The organism is Pseudoalteromonas sp. bablab_jr010, from assembly GCF_016464105.1.
GTDB lineage: Bacteria > Pseudomonadota > Gammaproteobacteria > Enterobacterales > Alteromonadaceae > Pseudoalteromonas > Pseudoalteromonas simplex.
Map to the genome: position 1 here is coordinate 16798 of NZ_JACDWV010000160.1, position 16021 is coordinate 32818.

Below are 16021 nucleotides of genomic sequence, written 5' to 3' on the forward strand. Positions count from 1 at the left end.
TTAGTAAGTTAAGCTAATTGGACTCTGTGCCTCGCTCTTTGAGCTGCTTTTTGTTTTCTTCTAACTGTGCTACCTGTTTTTCGAGGATGCTGATTTGGCTCTTATAGTAAGCGTTAATACGCTCACTTTGTTTGCTGATAGCATCATCAATAGACGCTGCGCCTAATCTGTTTGCGGCATCTTGCGTCATATTATTGAGTTTACCAATGCGCTCACTTTGTTGTTTTTGTAGCTCTTTGATCTCTAACTGAAGGCGGGCTATTTCGCGATCGGCTTTCTGGATGTTTAAATAATCTTCAACACTTAAGTCTGCAGGCTTTTGCGGATTTGGCGGCTGCTCTGTGGCTGGGGGTTGGTTACTTGCGGGTGGTGGTGCAATTTTTACTATTGCTGCATCTTTACCACAAGGCTGCTCTGTAAAGGTGGCAACCCCGTCAATCATGCACTTATAAATAGTGGCTTGACTGTTGGTGCTGGCAAATAGAGCAAGCGTAAAAAATGCAAAACGAAACATAGCATCACTTTGTGTAGCAAATAGATACTTAGCATGCATGAAATATAATGAGGAGTGCAAGTTTTCGGACATAAAAAAACCGCTAAAAAGCGGTTTTTAATAATAAAATGGTGGAGAAGGAGGGATTCGAACCCTCGATAGAGCTACAAACCCTATACTCCCTTAGCAGGGGAGCGCCTTCGGCCACTCGGCCACCTCTCCAGCGCATAATTCTGATTGTAATTTGCTGAAATAAATCAACAAATAAAAATAAGTGGTGGAGAGATAGGGATTTGAACCCTAGAGGGGCTACAAACCCCTGCCGGTTTTCAAGACCGGTGCATTCGACCACTCTGCCATCTCTCCACATCGTGATGCGAGAATAATACTTAGCTGAATCGGCTGTGTAAATAGGAAAAAGTTTGTTTGCTTGTTTTTTGAGCGTAAAGAGGGTGTTTTTTGTAAAAAGGTTTAATTATTTGCTGTTTTTAACTTAAAAGAAGGGGGGTTGGGGCAGTAAACGGAGGAGCTAAAGAAGGATCTTCGTTAGTGGTTGGGTGTTTACTGCACCGATAAAGTAACCATGGTTGGGGATTACTTGTGTTGTACTGCGCCGCCAAGAGCTAACTTTTTGCCGTAGCGATTTAGTTTTGCCAACATTTTTGCTTTGCGGTTTGTTGGTTTTACGGCAACATGAGTTGCAGCGTTTTGGTTTAATGTATTAATTGGGTTCATTACTTTGCTCCGGGTTGTGTTTGGTTGAAAACGTGAGTATTTTGCAATCAAACTGAACAAAAATAAAACGATAAAAATTGAGTCTGTCGGATAACTTTTTCTAATCCGAAAGTCTTTTATTAACATGGGGTTAAGTTTTTAAATACACATTGCGCTGCATGCTTATGCAATTGTGTTTGCGTTTAAGTATAAGTAAATAAAGGTTTTTAGCTTTTGGTGTTTTTATTTATGCGTTTTTAGAGTGAGAAAGTGACTAATTATTCAGATTAATATAATTTGAACGAGCGTGGTGTTTTTGCCATGTAAGAAAAGAAGTAACCGTTGATGTTGATAATAATAAAGCCAAGTGACAAAAAAAATCATAAAAACAGTGTTGATTGGCTACTAAAAGAATGTAAAAAAAGACAGATTGAGCCTGAATTGTATTTAACCACAGGCAAGTTTGAGAATGATTGCGCTGATATTACGCATTTGGCTAAAAACCAGAGTCAAGTTGTGGTGATTGGTGGTGATGGGACGCTGCATTTAGCTGTTAATGCATTAATGTCGAGTCGCTGTTCTATCGCGTTAATTCCAGCAGGCACAGGAAATGATTTTGCGCGTGGCTTTACGTGTAAAAAACAGGCTTGGTATGAGGCTGTTTTTAATAGCCGTACAGAATTAATCGATGTTGGACAAATCAATCAGCGCTATTTTATTAATGTGGCGGGAATAGGGTTTGACGCTGAAGTCGTGACGCAACTAAATAAAGCCGGAAGTTTCAGCTCGTTTGGCTACACTTGGCAGGGCATCAAACAGCTATTTTCATTTCGGGCACGCTCACTTAAGGGGGAGTTTAATGGTAAAGCACTCAACTACAGTAATTTAGCGACGATTTTTGCTAATCATCATTACTTTGGTGGTGGCTTAAAAATTGCCCCTCGGGCAAAGTTAAATGATGGTCAGCTTGATTGCTACTGCATGCCAGCTGGCGGTTTATTGAAAAACCTGATCAGCTTTTTGTATTTACTGCTCGTAAAGCATCATAGTTTGCACGCGCTGGAATATACCCAGTTAACGACTGCCGAGATCACCACGAAAGGACTGGCTATAGAAGCCGATGGTGAGCTCGTTGGTTTTACTCCGGCTAAAGTTAAGGTTCACAAACAAGCACTTCGTTTTCATGTGCCATAAAAAAGCGCCGGCAAAATTTGCCAGCGCTTGGTGTTAGAGGCGACATAGTCACTTCTAACTGGGGACGGAGCTTTTTTGCTGCAGATTACGTGCAGCAAAAAATGCTTTAATTTGTCGAGTTGGAGTCAGCACGATAGCATTACCGAATAACACTAGGCTAAAACCCATAAAGGTATTTGCTTGCCATTCAAATCCTTCAAATAAGGTACTTAAGACCACTGCAACCAGTGGGAATAATACGATTACATAGCTTGCTCGCTCAGGGCCGATATTTTTAAGTAGCGCGAAGTAACAAGCAAATGCGATTACGGTACCAAATACTGCTAAATAGAAGAGCGATACCCAATAGCTGGTTGGGGCATTCAATGTCAGCTCAACGTCGCTTACTAAAACATAAGCTGCTAGCCCTAAAGCGCTGTATAACATACCCCAGGCATTGCCTTGAAGTACGCCAATATTACGCTGAGAGTTTCGAACACTGACCATATTCCCCAATGAAGCCACAAAGGTCCCAGACAGCGCAAGTAGTAACCCGACCAACGCACCATTACTCAAGTCGAATTGCTGAATTTGTGGCCAAAACAAGCTGGAAATACCCATTACACCGAGTAAAGCACCAAAGTAAATTCGTTTCGCAATTGGTTTTGCGAAGAACAAGCGGGTGTTAATAATGTTCATTAATAGCAACATCGAAAAGGCAATTGAGGCCATTGCTGAGGTGAGATAGTTCTGCGCCCAATACAGCACTAAATAATTTAAACCAAAGTTAAATAAAGCCAATAATGCAAAAAACCCGTGATCGCGCAGTGAATATTGCATAGGGAGTTTTTTTACCAGCACAAAGGCCCACATTAAAATGGCTGCAATGGCAAAGCGATAAAATAAAGAGACCTCAACAGCAACATCACCCAGTTGAAACTCAATAGCTAGCCAAGTCGATCCCCAGATCAGTACTGTAGCAAGGTAAAGAGCGGCGCTTTTCATAGTTAGTACCCAAAAATTGAAAGTATGTTCATTTTAATCCTCTTCTGTATACTTAACATATACAGAAAACTAGAAATGCAACCTATACAGTTTGGTGGGCTATGTCACAAGTTATCAGTCGTAGTAACAGTGAGTTCTTATATCAACAAGTTATTCAGCTAGTTAGAGATCTTTGCTTGCAAGGTTCGTTATTACCGGGTGAAAAGTTACCTTCGCTCAGAAAAATGGCAGACAAGCTCAACATCAGTATTCCTACTGTAAAGCAAGCGTATCAATTACTTGAAGGGCAAGGGCTGATCGAAGCCAGAGAAAAGTCAGGGTACTTTTTAAAGTCATCACAGTTAAATCAGTCTCGACCAAAGCGAGTTAGGCTCAGTCGAGAGCCTACCACAGTCAATAAGCAAGGCTTGATTGAGCAAGTCTACAGCGCTATCCACAAAGCTAATGTGGTGCCATTTGGTATCGCCAACCCTGTGGCTGCTGCACCGACAGATAAAGCACTGGCACGAACAATGCGCCGAGTCATGACATTAGCTGGCGCATCGGCAATTAATTACGGGCCGATGGATGGCTTTGCGCCACTTAAAAAACAACTCATTCATCGCTATCTGGACTTTGGTATTGGGGTTGATAGCGATGAATTAGTGATCACCAATGGTGCTCAAGAGGCGCTGGCGATTGCCCTTAAGTGTGTCGCTAAACCCGGTGATGTTATTGCTATCGAGTCGCCTTGTTATTTTGGCATTATCGAATTAATTGAAAGCTTAGGTTTAAAGGCACTGGAAATACCGCTGTGCCCCGATGAAGGAATATGGCTAGATGACTTGGCTCAAGCACTCGATGAACATGATATAAAAGCCTGTGTGTTTTCAACCTCATTAAATAACCCAGTTGGCAGTTTTATGCCTGATGCCAAGCGTGAGCAATTAGTGGCACTTTTAGAGCAGCGTGACGTGGTGCTTATTGAGGATGATGTTTATGGCGACTTACATTTTACGGCAAAGCGCGCCACGCCTGCACAAGCTTATTCAAAAAAGGGCTTAGTGATCACCTGCGCGTCGTTTTCAAAAACAGCCGCACCTAGTTACCGCATTGGTTGGATCATTGCCGGTAAGTTTGCAGAACAAGCAAGGCGACACAAACGCGCGCTTAGTTGCTCTGCGCCACTTATAAACCAGTGGACCTTGTATGAGTTTATAGCTAGCGGTGAGTACGACCGTAACATTCGTTTGCTTAGACAGCGCTTAAGTACCAATAAAGAACGTATGATTTGGTGCCTGCAGCAATATATGCCAAGTTGTGCGCGTATAAGTAACCCGCAAGGGGGCTGTGTTATCTGGGTTGACCTTGGTAGCCAATATGATGCGGTAAAGTTATTTCATCTGGCACTAGAGGCGGGGATCAGTATTACTCCGGGGTTGATATTCTCAGCGGGTAAAAAGTACCGTAGCTGTTTTCGTTTAAGTTATGGCTTGCCTTGGTCTGAGAGTTTAGAGCAGGCGATTAAAACGTTATCGCAGCTGACTGTGCTGGCCAAAAAATAAAAAAGCGCAGAGCAAGCTCTGCGCGAAAGGACCAAGTGTTTTGGTTCAGGGATGTTAATTCATTACTCTGCGTTCTGTTTGAAAGTAAATAGTTGATACTCTTTTAGTTCTGGTACTAGCACCACTAACTTTTGCTCTTTATGAGCGATATCAGCAAAGCTGCCGCATAATGCATCTGCTCGTTCTTCAAGTTGAGCTGCCTGTGTTTCTACGCGTGCTTCTATTTGTGCGCCCATGTTTTCCATACGTTGCTCAAACTCATCCATGTCGCCACCTGAACCTAAAAGCTCAGAACCTAGCGCAATTAAAATGCTGCCCATCGATTGCATCATGGCTGACTCGACAGCCGATTCAATTTGCTCATCAAACTGGTCTTCAAAGTTTTGGCCAAATTTTTCGAAATTTTGCTGACCCATGGTAAACGCACCTTGCTGATAGAAGGCGTTTTGCACTTCTACACTGATATCGTCCATTAATTCTGAAATGTCGCTTAGGCCATCAATATTGAAAGCATTTGATACTTCTTCGATGGCCACACCTGCTATTTTTACGCCATCAAGTGCGATATTTGCTACTTCAGGAAGTTGGCTGCGTAAGCTGTCTGAGTAATCTGCAATTGCTTGCTGTTGTGAAGCATCAAGCGACACGCTTTGACCATCGATATATAAAGTGTGTTGATCGATGATTTTCATAGTGCGATTATCGGCTGTGTATACTTCTAACTCGCTTGGTGTGATGCGTACATCATTTATAAATTCAACATCACACTGCTCACCGCTGAATGAAATATTTGTATCATTATCGTTATGAGCCATTGCGCTGGTAGCGATAAATAAAGAACTTACTAACAATAACTTTTTCATTTTTTTCTTTCCTGTTTGAAATGACACAAATACATAATCAAATTGAATGCCATAATTTATAAGTTCAATTAATTCAATGGTTTGATGTGTTTTTATGATTTTTTGAAAATTGCGGTCAATAATTTTTTAACCACTTTTTAGTCAAATTAACTAAAAAATACACATGCATAAATGACTCTTATCGAAACGATAAAAAACTCTCACTTTTCAGAAATCAAATTTAGCGCTATTTATTCACAATATTGACATATGACCTATTTAGCATGGGTGTATGGCTTTATTTTGGTGGTTTTTTAGATACTAAATTACTACTGAGCTTTTTAATCTTTGCCAATTCATCGAGCAAATTTTAATCTCAAGAATTGGTCTCAAACACTTTATGGAGTGGGTTGTGGGTAAGACATTTAGTTATGACGCGCTAGATGACGATTTTGTTGAAGACGAGTACGAAATGGTCGGGCGTAATCAACACGACAAGAAAAAGCAACGCGTTAAGAAGAAGTTGGAAGACTATCTTGAACAAAAACGCTTGCGTAGAAACTTAGGCGATGACGACTTTGACGAGTACTTGAACGACTAAGCATAAATTTAGGTAAAGAGGCAATTTGCCTCTTTATTGCTTTTAGACTTTGTTATTTGCCCAGTGCAGCAGCGATGTCTGATTCGAGCTGTTCAGGCTTTGTGAGTGGCGCATATCGCTTAATTGCTTTGCCATCTTTACCAATTAAAAATTTGGTGAAGTTCCATTTTATTTTGCGGGTGATAAACCCCGGTAACTCTGATTTTAGGTATCTAAAAACAGGGTGAGCATGTTCGCCATTCACATCGACTTTGCTCATCATTAAAAAGCTAACGCCGTAGTTAATGAGGCAGCCTTCTTTAATTTCCTTCGCGTCCCCAGGCTCTTGTTTACCAAATTGGTTACAAGGAAAACCAATTATTACTAAGCCTTGCTCATGATACTTTTCATGCAGTGCTTGTAAGCCTTCATATTGTGGAGTGAAGCCACATTTACTTGCAGTGTTTACAACAAGTACGACCTTGTTTTCAAAATCAGAAAAGTCAACGGATTGGCCTTGTAGGCTGGTAGCTGAGAGTTGGTGAAATTCGCTCATAGTGATAACTTTTTATTATTGTTGCATTGATTCTAACTTGCTTGGCATTTTTCTAAAAGGGTAAATTTTAATCAGCGGCTTTTCTTACTTGGGGATAAGCATAGCAGCTAACTTAAAATTATAAATAATCCCATTCCTGCCAGTGTTGTGTAGTATATGTTATGTGTTTTATAGGCCACGATAACAGACACAACAGCAGCACTTAGGTAAGGATTTTGCCAATCTAGATTTATCCCTTCGTCATTAATAAACACAATGGGCACCCAAATTGCGGTGAGTACGGCAGGGGCGCTAAAACTTAAAAATTGCTGCATTTTCGGGCCAACTTTAAATGGTAATGCGCGGTGTAAAAATAAGTAACGTGTGAAGAAGGTGATACACGCCATTAATAAAATGGTGATCATCATTGTGTATGCTCCTCTTTTGCTTGCCAGCGACTAATTAGATAACCCACGGTCATAGCGATAAGAGCCGCGGTGACAAGCCAAAGTTGAAAGCCCTGACTTTTTAATAGCGTTGCAACAACGCCTGCGGTGATCACAGTAGCCAGTGTTGCAAAGTTCTTTACACCCGGAATAACTAAAGCAATAAACGTGGCAGCGATGGCAAAATCAAGACCTAGGTGTGTTAAATCGGGAAGGAGGCTTCCTGCGACAATACCTAGCAAGGTCCAGATATTCCATGCAATATAAAAACTAAAACCGGCACTGAGTGCATAAATAAGGCGTACTTTCGTTCGGTACGCTTTGCGATGGTGCGAAAAAGCAAATAATTCATCGGTTAGTACAAAACTCACTGGCAGTCGCCAACGAAAGGGTTGATCTATGACTTTGTGGCGAATAGCTAAACCATATAAAAAGTGCCGTGAGCTAATAATGAGTGTGGTAAATAAAATAGTTAAAAGCGGCGTATTGCCGGCCATTAATTCAATCGCAACGAGCTGTGCTGAACCTGCAAATACCAACAACGACATAGCTTGTGTTTCTAGGGCACTGAAGCCATTTTGAACTGCTAACGAGCCACATAAAATTCCCCAAGGTAACACCGCAAGGCATAAGGGGAGCATGTCGAAAAAACCTTTTAGTAAGGCTCTTATTGTTGATTTATGCATCTTATCGCTCATGTTTGTTGTTATGGCTCAGATCAAAACAGCTGAAATAGAGGTGTGTCAAAATAACTGAAGTTTGCAATAATGTATAGCCGAGCCTGTTGCTGAAATCATTAGCATCTTTTAAAGGGAAAGTTACAATGTCAAAAGTTAAAGTATGGGATGGCTTTATAAGAAGCTTCCATTGGTTATTAGTTGCCGCCATCGCAACCCTCTATTTTAGTGCTGAAGAAGGTATGTTGGAGCTGCATTTTACTGCAGGCTACTTCACTCTAGCGCTTATTATTACACGTCTTGTTTGGGGTATTATTGGTAGTAAAACGGCAAAGCTCTCTGCACTTATTCACTCTCCTGTTGCTGCAATTAAGTCATTTACAAGCAATGAACATAAAGCGGGTCATGGCGCGGCGGGTAGTTATATGGTGATAGCCTTTTTTGCGCTACTCATCGTACAGTTAACCTCTGGCTTAATGACCAGTGACGATATTTTAACGGATGGCCCGCTGGTGGCGCATGTATCCTCAGATACCGTAGAGTTTGCCGGTTGGCTCCATCATTTAAACTTTGACATCTTGTTGTATGCCATTGTGTTGCATGTATTAGCGATTGTGATTTACCGCATTAAGGGAAAAAACTTAGTGAAACCTATGCTAACGGGTAATAGTGAGCAAGTTGCGGTTACTGAGCCTGTTACTAAATCACCGTTGATAGCTTTTGTTATTTTTGCAGTGTGCTTAGTGGTGCTATTTACGACTTGGGGTGCAGAGCCGCTCAGCTATTTGCTTGGATAGGTAATCTAATACCAATCCGCAATAATACTTAATCATTTTGAGGGATAAAACCTGTCGCTACCTGCGTTAAAAATTTCTGATTTAGAACAAACTAAATAACGAAATTTTTGCCTTGCTATCAACGAGGTTCTATTGCCTCAAAATAGACCACTTAATTAAGCGAATTGGTATAAGACATTAAAAAAGGCGCTAATAAGCGCCTTTTTAGTTTAAGTTTTTAACTAGTCTTTGAAAGACTTATGGCAATCTTTACAGCCTTTAGCCCAAGCGCCAAATGCTTTACCAATTACTTTTTTATCGCCACTTTGCGCTGCAATTGCTAGCTCATCAGCATATTGTTGGAAAGCAACTGCTTTTTTCATAAAGGTTTCGTTGTCGCTCCATACAGCTGCAAGTGCAGATGTATCACCCTTGTCAGAACCCGCTACGAAAGCTTCCCAAGGCATTTTAGATAATGCCGCTGCATTGTCGGCACGCTTTTGAAAACGTTCTGCATCAAAAGGTACTTTTCCTTTTAGCATATCGCCCATGTCACCAATTTGTACGCGGATCATTGAAAATGCTGCTTGACGATACTCGATTGCATCGCTTGGCTCTTCAAATACAGAATTTGCTGAAGCGCCTAGTGCCATTGTAGATAGCATTGCGCCTACTACTAATTGTTTTAATTTCATTCCTTTTGCCCCTTAAGATGTCATAAAAGTAAACTAACTGAGTTGTATCTTAGCTCAATATAATATTCAAGTGTATTGCGGTTAATCTTAACTTAAGTTTAATTTAATCATTTATATCTATATCAGCGAAGATCATGCCGCGGCGCATGCTTCTTGTTGCTAAGAAAACCTCGCATAGTAAAGATAAAAATCCACATATCAACAGCGCCATAGCGGCCACAAAGCAGCTAGCAATTGTCACGCTTAAGTTGATCGACTGGATATGCGATAAAAATAGACACATAACCACAGCACACACTAATAAGGCACTGAGTACACTTAAACTAAATGCGATATGTATGCAGCGAGAGCGTTTCAACAGTGCCCTTAGTTCTGTTGTAAGCGACTTATTGAAGTCTTCATCGGTACTGACTTTAAGCTTGCGTTCTAACTGCCGCGCTCGATCGGTAATACGCGCCAAGCGGTTGGAAAGCACGCCTAATGTTGCTGCAATACCGGTAATTAAAAAGACGGGTGCAACAGCAGTTTGAATCACCTTTGCCATGGTAAGAATGTTGATAACTTCTGAATTCATTTGATAGTACTCTATTTATAAGGCTTTCATTTACAAACGTTTACAACCTTTGGTTTTGGGTTTAAGTCTTTGTAAAGAATGGGTTTGTTCTTTCTTTTTCGCTGTTAGCGCAAGGTTGTTGTAATTTATATGTAACTGAGATGTTGTTCTTGTCTGTGTTCCCGTTTTATATTCCCACTGAAACTTTGTTTCAATCACTATTTAGACGATAACATAACATATCCCAGGGGAACCCATGTCTAAGAATATAATAAAAAGAACTGCAGTTGCTTTGGCTGTGACGAGTGCAATGTGCGCTGGTGCACAAGCCAATGACTTTTCTAAATATAATCTTGCCGGCAAAAAATTAATCCAATCGAGCGCGGTAACTAAAAAAGAACAAAAAGTTCGCAGTGAAGCAACAAGCTGGCTTGTAAAACTTAATGCTCCAGCATCTATAAATGCAAAAACAATGGGAGCGGATGTAGCGTCAATTCAAGCGCAAGCTAAAGTAGCACAAGCAAGTGTAGAGCAAGCAATCAACAGCATGGACTTACCTCTTCAGGTCGTTGCTAAAACTTCAACCCTAGTAAGCTCAGTTGTCGTTAATGGCAATAAACGTGATGTTGCTAAGTTACTTTCAAATTCGCAAGTAGAAGATATTTACCCAGTATACGATTATGAATTGCATGTTGCTGACAGCGCTGACTATATTGAAGCGACTCCGCTTGTATCTAATGGTTTAGCAACAGGTGAAGGTGTTCGCGTTGCTGTGCTTGATACAGGTATTGACTACACTCATACTGCTTTTGGTGGTGCGGGTACAGATGAAGCCTATGCGGCAGCTATTGCTGATCCTGCTTCTGTAGATTGGCCTCAAGGCAAGGTATTAGGCGGCTACGATTTTATTAATAATGATGCAGATCCAATTGATGTGACAACTAACCACGGTACTCACGTTTCTCACTCTGTTAATGGTATTGCACCAAATGTAGATTTATTTGTTTACTCAGTATGTGGTGGTGGCTGTCCAGGCCTTGCACAGCTACTCGCGCTTGAAAGCGCTATGGACCCTGATGGAAATGGTGACATTAGTGACCGTGTTGATGTTATCAACATGTCTCTAGGTGGTAATTATGGCGATATTGCCAACGATGCTGTAGGCCTGTTTATTAATCAAGCGGTTAAGCTTGGTACAAACGTTGTTATCTCTGCAGGTAATGATGGCGCATATCCATTCATCGTTGGTGGCCCAAGTACTACAGAAAATGCTCTTTCAGTGGGTGCGATGACTCATCCTACCGGTGAAGAATCAGTTGGTAGTGGTACAATTAATGGTGAAGAAGCAATTGTGCAACCAGCAAGCTTCGGTCCACAAACAGCTTTTACTTTCTCAAGTGATGATATTGAACTGGTATATCCAGATGCAAACCAAACAGCATGTGAAGCCTTTGCAGATGGTGTAGACTTTACTGGCAAGGGCGTTATCATCGACCGCGGTGGTTGTGCATTTACAGTAAAAGTCTTAGCGGCTCAAGATAAAGGCGCTGAGTTTGTAATTATCGCAAATAGCAATGATGATGGTACACCAGCTCCTATGGGGGGGTCTGATCCTGCTGTAACTATCCCTTCTGTAGGCGTGACATTTGCAGCTGGTACTGCACTTAAAGCTGGTGGCGCATTTAACCTTACAGTAGAGCGCCTTGTAACTTCAGGCGCTATTGCTGACTTCACATCGCGTGGCCCTTCAATGGGTGGTCTGTTAAAACCTGAAATTACAGCGCCAGGTGTAAACATTATGACTGCTCACCCAGGCCTTGGTGATGGCTTAACGGGTGCAACAGGTACTTCATTCTCAGGTCCAATAACTGCAGGTGCTGTGAGCTTATTAAAAGAAGCGCTTCCAGAGCGTAACGCGATTGAAATTAAAGCTACGCTAATGAACACTGCAAACCTGAATGTGACTATGGAGCCATTAGCAATCAATCCTGATGCTGAGCTGGCGCCAATTAGTTACATCGGTGCGGGTCTTGTTGATGTCAATAAAGCGGCTAACTTACCAGTTGCTGCCTGGGCTGCAGATACTAAACAAGCAGCACTTTCGTTTGGTTTAGTAAACGCATCAGAAACCGTTGAGCTTACTAAAACAGTTCAAGTTAAGAACTTCTCTAATGAAGATAAAGTGTACACACTTTCTCTTGAACAACGTTATGCAGACGATGTTGAGCGTGGTTCATTCTCACTTGACTATCCAGAGTCAATTACAGTGCCAGCGGGTCAAACTATGTCATTTGACGTGACTGCAACAATTGAGCCTACTACTTTGCCTGAGTGGACATTAACGGATGATAATATTGGTTCACAAGATGCGACAGCTGATTTAACTACCCTAGAACTTGATGGTGCGTTAATCTTCTCTGATGGTAGCGATGAAGCATTCCACCTTGTTTATCACGTATTACCAAAAGCAAATGCAGCAATGAGCTTCACGCCAGTTGTTACAGATAAAGGTGTTGCACATGAAGTGACAAACACAGGTGCTGTAGTACTTGAGCCAGTATTTGCTCCGGCGGTAATGACTGATGATGTTGATGAAGAGCAACGCTTTGATTTAGTTGGTGCGTCAATTGAAACATTTGCAGTATCTGCAGAAATTTGTGAAAGCGGCTATGTAACTCTAACTACACTTGTACTGAACGAAGGAATTACTCACTCTTATGTTGGCGGCTTTATGGCTGACTTCGATATGAACCAAGATGGTGAATACGATATAACCGTACAAAATGGAATGCTGGAATGGTTTTATGAACCAGGTGAGGTAGAGCCAGGAACTGCGATTGCCTTTACTCATGGCTATGGTAGTGGTTCTGGGAAGGTTAGCAATATTTTCCAAATAATTGGTAATAATCACTTAACACTGCAAAGCTGTATTGAAGATTTTGGTTTAACTGCTGATGATATAGGCCGAGCAACTGTAGATGTCCGTTTCCGCACAGAAGAAGCTGTATGGACTCCGATAGCAACAGAAGAAGGTGATGTTGCTATGGGTTCTTATACATTCACAGATGCATCAAACGATCAATATGCATGGATTGAAAATGAAGCAGGAGAAACAGTTAGCTCAATTGAACCTGGAGCTTCAGCAACTTTGTACAATGCAGGTGCAGACTTCATGATCTTATCGGACTCAGGTTCTAAATTGTATACGGCAACACCTGAGTCTGACTTAAATACTCCACCAGTAGTTGCAGATGCTGAATTCTCTGTTGATGAAAATACAGAGAACGGCACAGTAATTGGTACTTTAGAAGCCACTTACGGTGCTGATTTAGCCAGCCCTGTTACAGAGTTCATTGTAATTAGCTCAAGTTCAACGGCTATTTCAGTAACAGCTACAGGTGATGTTGTAGTTATGAATCAAGATGTACTTGATTATGACGCTGGTTTAACGTCAATTGAGCTCGAAGTGGTTGCAACGGATAGATCAGGCAATGTTTCAGAGTCTGCTATGGTAACTGTTACAGTTAATAACCTGGCGGATGAAGCATCTGAGCAGCCTGTCGTTGAAGAACCGAAGAAAAAATCTTCTTCAGGTTCACTAGCGTGGTTAACATTACTTGCTGCACCGTTCGCATTCATGCGTCGTCGTAAGCAAAAGTAATTATTTGAAAAATAAGTGATAAAAGGGAGCTTCGGCTCCCTTTTTACATTGCTTCACAAAGGCTACTTATAAATTCACGGTTAATTACTTATATTAGGGACTTAATAATAAAAATTAATTTAGGATCCCTATGAAAGTTGGCCACTCACTTTGTCTCGCGGCACTCTCTTTAGCTATTTTAACTGCCTGTAATAAAGCTCCTGATGACTCAAATAAAAAAGATACAATAAAACAATCGGGTGCAACTGAGTCGATTCAAATAGCAGCTCCCGTTGCTAAAAAAATACCTCATGAAATGACCATTCATGGTGACACACGTATCGATAACTACTACTGGATGCGTGATGATGAGCGCAAAGATGCCGCTGTTATTGCTCATTTAAATGCTGAAAATGCGTATGTTGAAAGCAAATTGGCACATACTCAAACGCTACAAAACACCCTTTTCGAAGAGCTTAAAGGACGTATTGAAAAGGATGACGATACCGTACCGACAAAAAAAGGGGATTATTATTATTTCTCACAAACGCGTGGTGATGATGAATATCCGGTTTATGTGCGTAGCCAAGATAGTCAAGGAGAGGGTAAGCAAGTTATTTTAAATGTAAATGAGCTTGCTAAAAATCATGATTACTTTGCTGTCACCGGTTTAGCTGTGAGTCCAAATGGCAATTTACTTGCTTACGGTGAAGATACAGTTAGTCGTCGCATTTACACAATTAAAGTTAAAGATTTAACCACAGGTAAAATGCTCACAGAGAGCCTTGAAGGCACGGAAGGTGATGTCGTGTGGGCTAATGACAACAAAACCTTTTACTACATCAAAAAAGACCTACAAACGCTGTTAGGCTACCAAGTATATCGCCATACGCTAGGTACCCCGCAAGCCGACGATGAGCTGGTTTACGAAGAGACAAACACTAGTTATTACACCGGTATCTACAAGAGTAAAGACCAACAAGATATTTATATTAGTCATGGCAGTACTAGTGCGTCGGGTGTCTCGGTTATTGATGCAAATGATGTTAAAGCAATGCCGAAACGTTTTATTGAACGTGAAGCTGGGCTTGAATATGATATTCAAAAATTAGGTGATTGGTATTACATCGTTACCAATTTAAATGCGGTTAACTTCCAACTGATGAAAGTGCACCGTGATAAAGCCCATGATAAAACCAATTGGCAAACGGTTATTGCTGGTCGCGATAAGGTTAAATTTGAGGGTATTGAGTTATTTAACAATCACTTGGTTTATGAAGAACGTGAAATGGGGCAAACCCGTATCACTATTCGTGACCTTCGCAACCAACAAGAGCAAATAGTTGCGTTTAATGATCCAACGTATATGGTTTTTAGCTATGGTAATAGTGAGTTAGATAACCCTAATTTACGTGTTTACTATTCAAGTATGACAACCCCAGGTAGTAGCTACGATATCAACCTCGAAAGTGGCGAAAAAACACTGCTTAAACAGCGTACAGTATTGGGTGATTTCAACCCGAGCAATTACACATCTGAACGCATATATGTAACTGCGCGAGATGGTGTTAATGTTCCAGTGAGCCTTGTTTATCGAAAAGATAAGTTTAAAAAAGATGGCTCTAATCCGCTTATGCAATATGGCTATGGTTCGTATGGTGCGACCATGGATCCAAGCTTTTCTAGTTCACGATTAAGCTTACTCGATCGTGGTTTTGTATTTGCAATTGCACATATCCGTGGCTCGCAGATGTTGGGTCGTCCTTGGTACGAAGACGGCAAGTTACTTCATAAACAAAACACCTTTAATGACTTTGTTGATGTGACTAAATCATTGGCTGCTCAAAAATATGCAGATAAAGATAATGTTTTTGCCATGGGTGGCAGTGCGGGTGGCTTACTAATGGGGGCTGTTGTAAATCAAGCGCCTGAACTTTATAAAGGAGTGATTGCGGCAGTGCCTTTTGTTGATGTGGTCACGACTATGCTAGATGACAGCTTACCACTAACAACAAATGAGTATGACGAGTGGGGTAACCCGAACGATAAAGTCTATTACGATTATATGCTGTCGTATTCGCCGTACGACCAAGTTAAGAAACAGGCTTACCCAAATATGTTAGTCACCACCGGCTTGCATGACTCTCAAGTTCAGTATTTTGAGCCAGCAAAATGGGTTGCTAAGCTGCGTGAATATAAAACCGATGATAACCTATTGCTTTTTAAAACTGACATGGAAGCAGGTCATGGCGGTGCTTCTGGGCGCTTTAAGAGCTTACAAGACACCGCTTTATATTATGCATTTATGCTAGATTTAGCGGGTATCGAAAAATAATAACAACGCAGGC

Annotated in this window: 15 protein-coding genes and 2 tRNA genes; 6 read left to right on the forward strand and 11 right to left on the reverse strand. The window is 41.2% G+C overall.

Features of this window, described 5'->3' with window-relative positions:
• Positions 1-13: 13 nt before the first annotated feature.
• The 4 genes from JIG37_RS16625 to JIG37_RS16640 form a co-directional block, all read right to left on the reverse strand.
• Positions 14-514: a DUF4124 domain-containing protein gene (locus tag JIG37_RS16625; RefSeq protein WP_199529865.1), complete on the reverse strand. Its 501-nt coding sequence runs from the start codon at positions 512-514 to the stop codon at positions 14-16.
• A 108-nt stretch (positions 515-622) separates the two neighbouring features.
• Positions 623-715, reverse strand: a tRNA-Ser gene (locus JIG37_RS16630).
• Between the two features lie 53 nt (positions 716-768).
• Positions 769-859, reverse strand: a tRNA-Ser gene (locus JIG37_RS16635).
• A gap of 228 nt (positions 860-1087) precedes the next feature.
• On the reverse strand, positions 1088-1228 hold the full coding sequence (locus tag JIG37_RS16640; RefSeq protein ID WP_166341396.1) for a hypothetical protein: 141 nt from the start codon (positions 1226-1228) through the stop codon (positions 1088-1090).
• A 324-nt stretch (positions 1229-1552) separates the two neighbouring features.
• On the opposite strand from JIG37_RS16640, the gene JIG37_RS16645 reads away from it, so the two are divergent.
• Positions 1553-2401 (forward strand): YegS/Rv2252/BmrU family lipid kinase, encoded by an 849-nt coding sequence (locus JIG37_RS16645; protein ID WP_199529866.1) that lies wholly within the window; start codon positions 1553-1555, stop codon positions 2399-2401.
• 54 nt (positions 2402-2455) lie between these two features.
• On the opposite strand, the gene JIG37_RS16650 is transcribed toward JIG37_RS16645, so the two are convergent.
• Positions 2456-3385 carry an EamA family transporter gene (locus tag JIG37_RS16650; RefSeq protein ID WP_199529867.1) on the reverse strand — a complete coding sequence of 310 codons (930 nt, stop codon included), beginning with the start codon at positions 3383-3385 and terminating at the stop codon, positions 2456-2458.
• A gap of 101 nt (positions 3386-3486) precedes the next feature.
• Between JIG37_RS16650 and JIG37_RS16655 the strand changes: the two genes are divergently transcribed.
• Entirely contained in the window at positions 3487-4929 is a 1443-nt protein-coding gene (locus tag JIG37_RS16655; protein ID WP_054554621.1) for a PLP-dependent aminotransferase family protein, read from the forward strand.
• A 62-nt stretch (positions 4930-4991) separates the two neighbouring features.
• Here JIG37_RS16655 and JIG37_RS16660 read toward each other — a convergent pair whose 3' ends face one another.
• Positions 4992-5792 carry a YggN family protein gene (locus JIG37_RS16660; protein WP_199529868.1) on the reverse strand — a complete coding sequence of 267 codons (801 nt, stop codon included), beginning with the start codon at positions 5790-5792 and terminating at the stop codon, positions 4992-4994.
• A 391-nt stretch (positions 5793-6183) separates the two neighbouring features.
• On the opposite strand from JIG37_RS16660, the gene JIG37_RS16665 reads away from it, so the two are divergent.
• The gene (locus JIG37_RS16665) at positions 6184-6372 is read left to right on the forward strand and encodes a hypothetical protein (protein ID WP_082389337.1); all 189 of its coding nucleotides are present in this window, start codon (positions 6184-6186) and stop codon (positions 6370-6372) included.
• Positions 6373-6424: 52 nt separating this feature from the next.
• Here JIG37_RS16665 and JIG37_RS16670 read toward each other — a convergent pair whose 3' ends face one another.
• From JIG37_RS16670 to JIG37_RS16680, 3 genes are all read right to left on the reverse strand, one after another.
• A complete protein-coding gene (locus tag JIG37_RS16670) occupies positions 6425-6907 on the reverse strand; it encodes a glutathione peroxidase (protein ID WP_054554624.1) in 483 nt (160 codons plus the stop codon).
• A gap of 107 nt (positions 6908-7014) precedes the next feature.
• Entirely contained in the window at positions 7015-7314 is a 300-nt protein-coding gene (locus JIG37_RS16675; RefSeq protein WP_063529256.1) for an AzlD domain-containing protein, read from the reverse strand.
• A complete protein-coding gene (locus JIG37_RS16680) occupies positions 7311-8018 on the reverse strand; it encodes an AzlC family ABC transporter permease (RefSeq protein ID WP_054554684.1) in 708 nt (235 codons plus the stop codon). Before JIG37_RS16680 ends, JIG37_RS16675 begins: the two co-directional genes overlap by 4 nt.
• Positions 8019-8155: 137 nt before the next feature.
• On the opposite strand from JIG37_RS16680, the gene JIG37_RS16685 reads away from it, so the two are divergent.
• A complete protein-coding gene (locus JIG37_RS16685) occupies positions 8156-8806 on the forward strand; it encodes a cytochrome b/b6 domain-containing protein (protein ID WP_054554626.1) in 651 nt (216 codons plus the stop codon).
• A gap of 221 nt (positions 8807-9027) precedes the next feature.
• Here JIG37_RS16685 and JIG37_RS16690 read toward each other — a convergent pair whose 3' ends face one another.
• Both JIG37_RS16690 and JIG37_RS16695 read right to left on the reverse strand, forming a co-directional pair.
• Positions 9028-9480, reverse strand: a complete 453-nt coding sequence (locus JIG37_RS16690; RefSeq protein ID WP_138598940.1) for a cytochrome c — start codon at positions 9478-9480, stop codon at positions 9028-9030.
• 103 nt (positions 9481-9583) lie between these two features.
• A complete protein-coding gene (locus JIG37_RS16695) occupies positions 9584-10054 on the reverse strand; it encodes a DUF2721 domain-containing protein (RefSeq protein ID WP_054554628.1) in 471 nt (156 codons plus the stop codon).
• A gap of 235 nt (positions 10055-10289) precedes the next feature.
• On the opposite strand from JIG37_RS16695, the gene JIG37_RS16700 reads away from it, so the two are divergent.
• Together JIG37_RS16700 and JIG37_RS16705 are read left to right on the forward strand one after the other, a co-directional pair.
• The gene (locus tag JIG37_RS16700) at positions 10290-13694 is read left to right on the forward strand and encodes a S8 family serine peptidase (RefSeq protein ID WP_199529869.1); all 3405 of its coding nucleotides are present in this window, start codon (positions 10290-10292) and stop codon (positions 13692-13694) included.
• A 130-nt stretch (positions 13695-13824) separates the two neighbouring features.
• Positions 13825-16008, forward strand: coding sequence for a S9 family peptidase (locus JIG37_RS16705; RefSeq protein ID WP_199529870.1), 2184 nt, complete (start codon positions 13825-13827; stop codon positions 16006-16008).
• Positions 16009-16021: the final 13 nt, after the last annotated feature.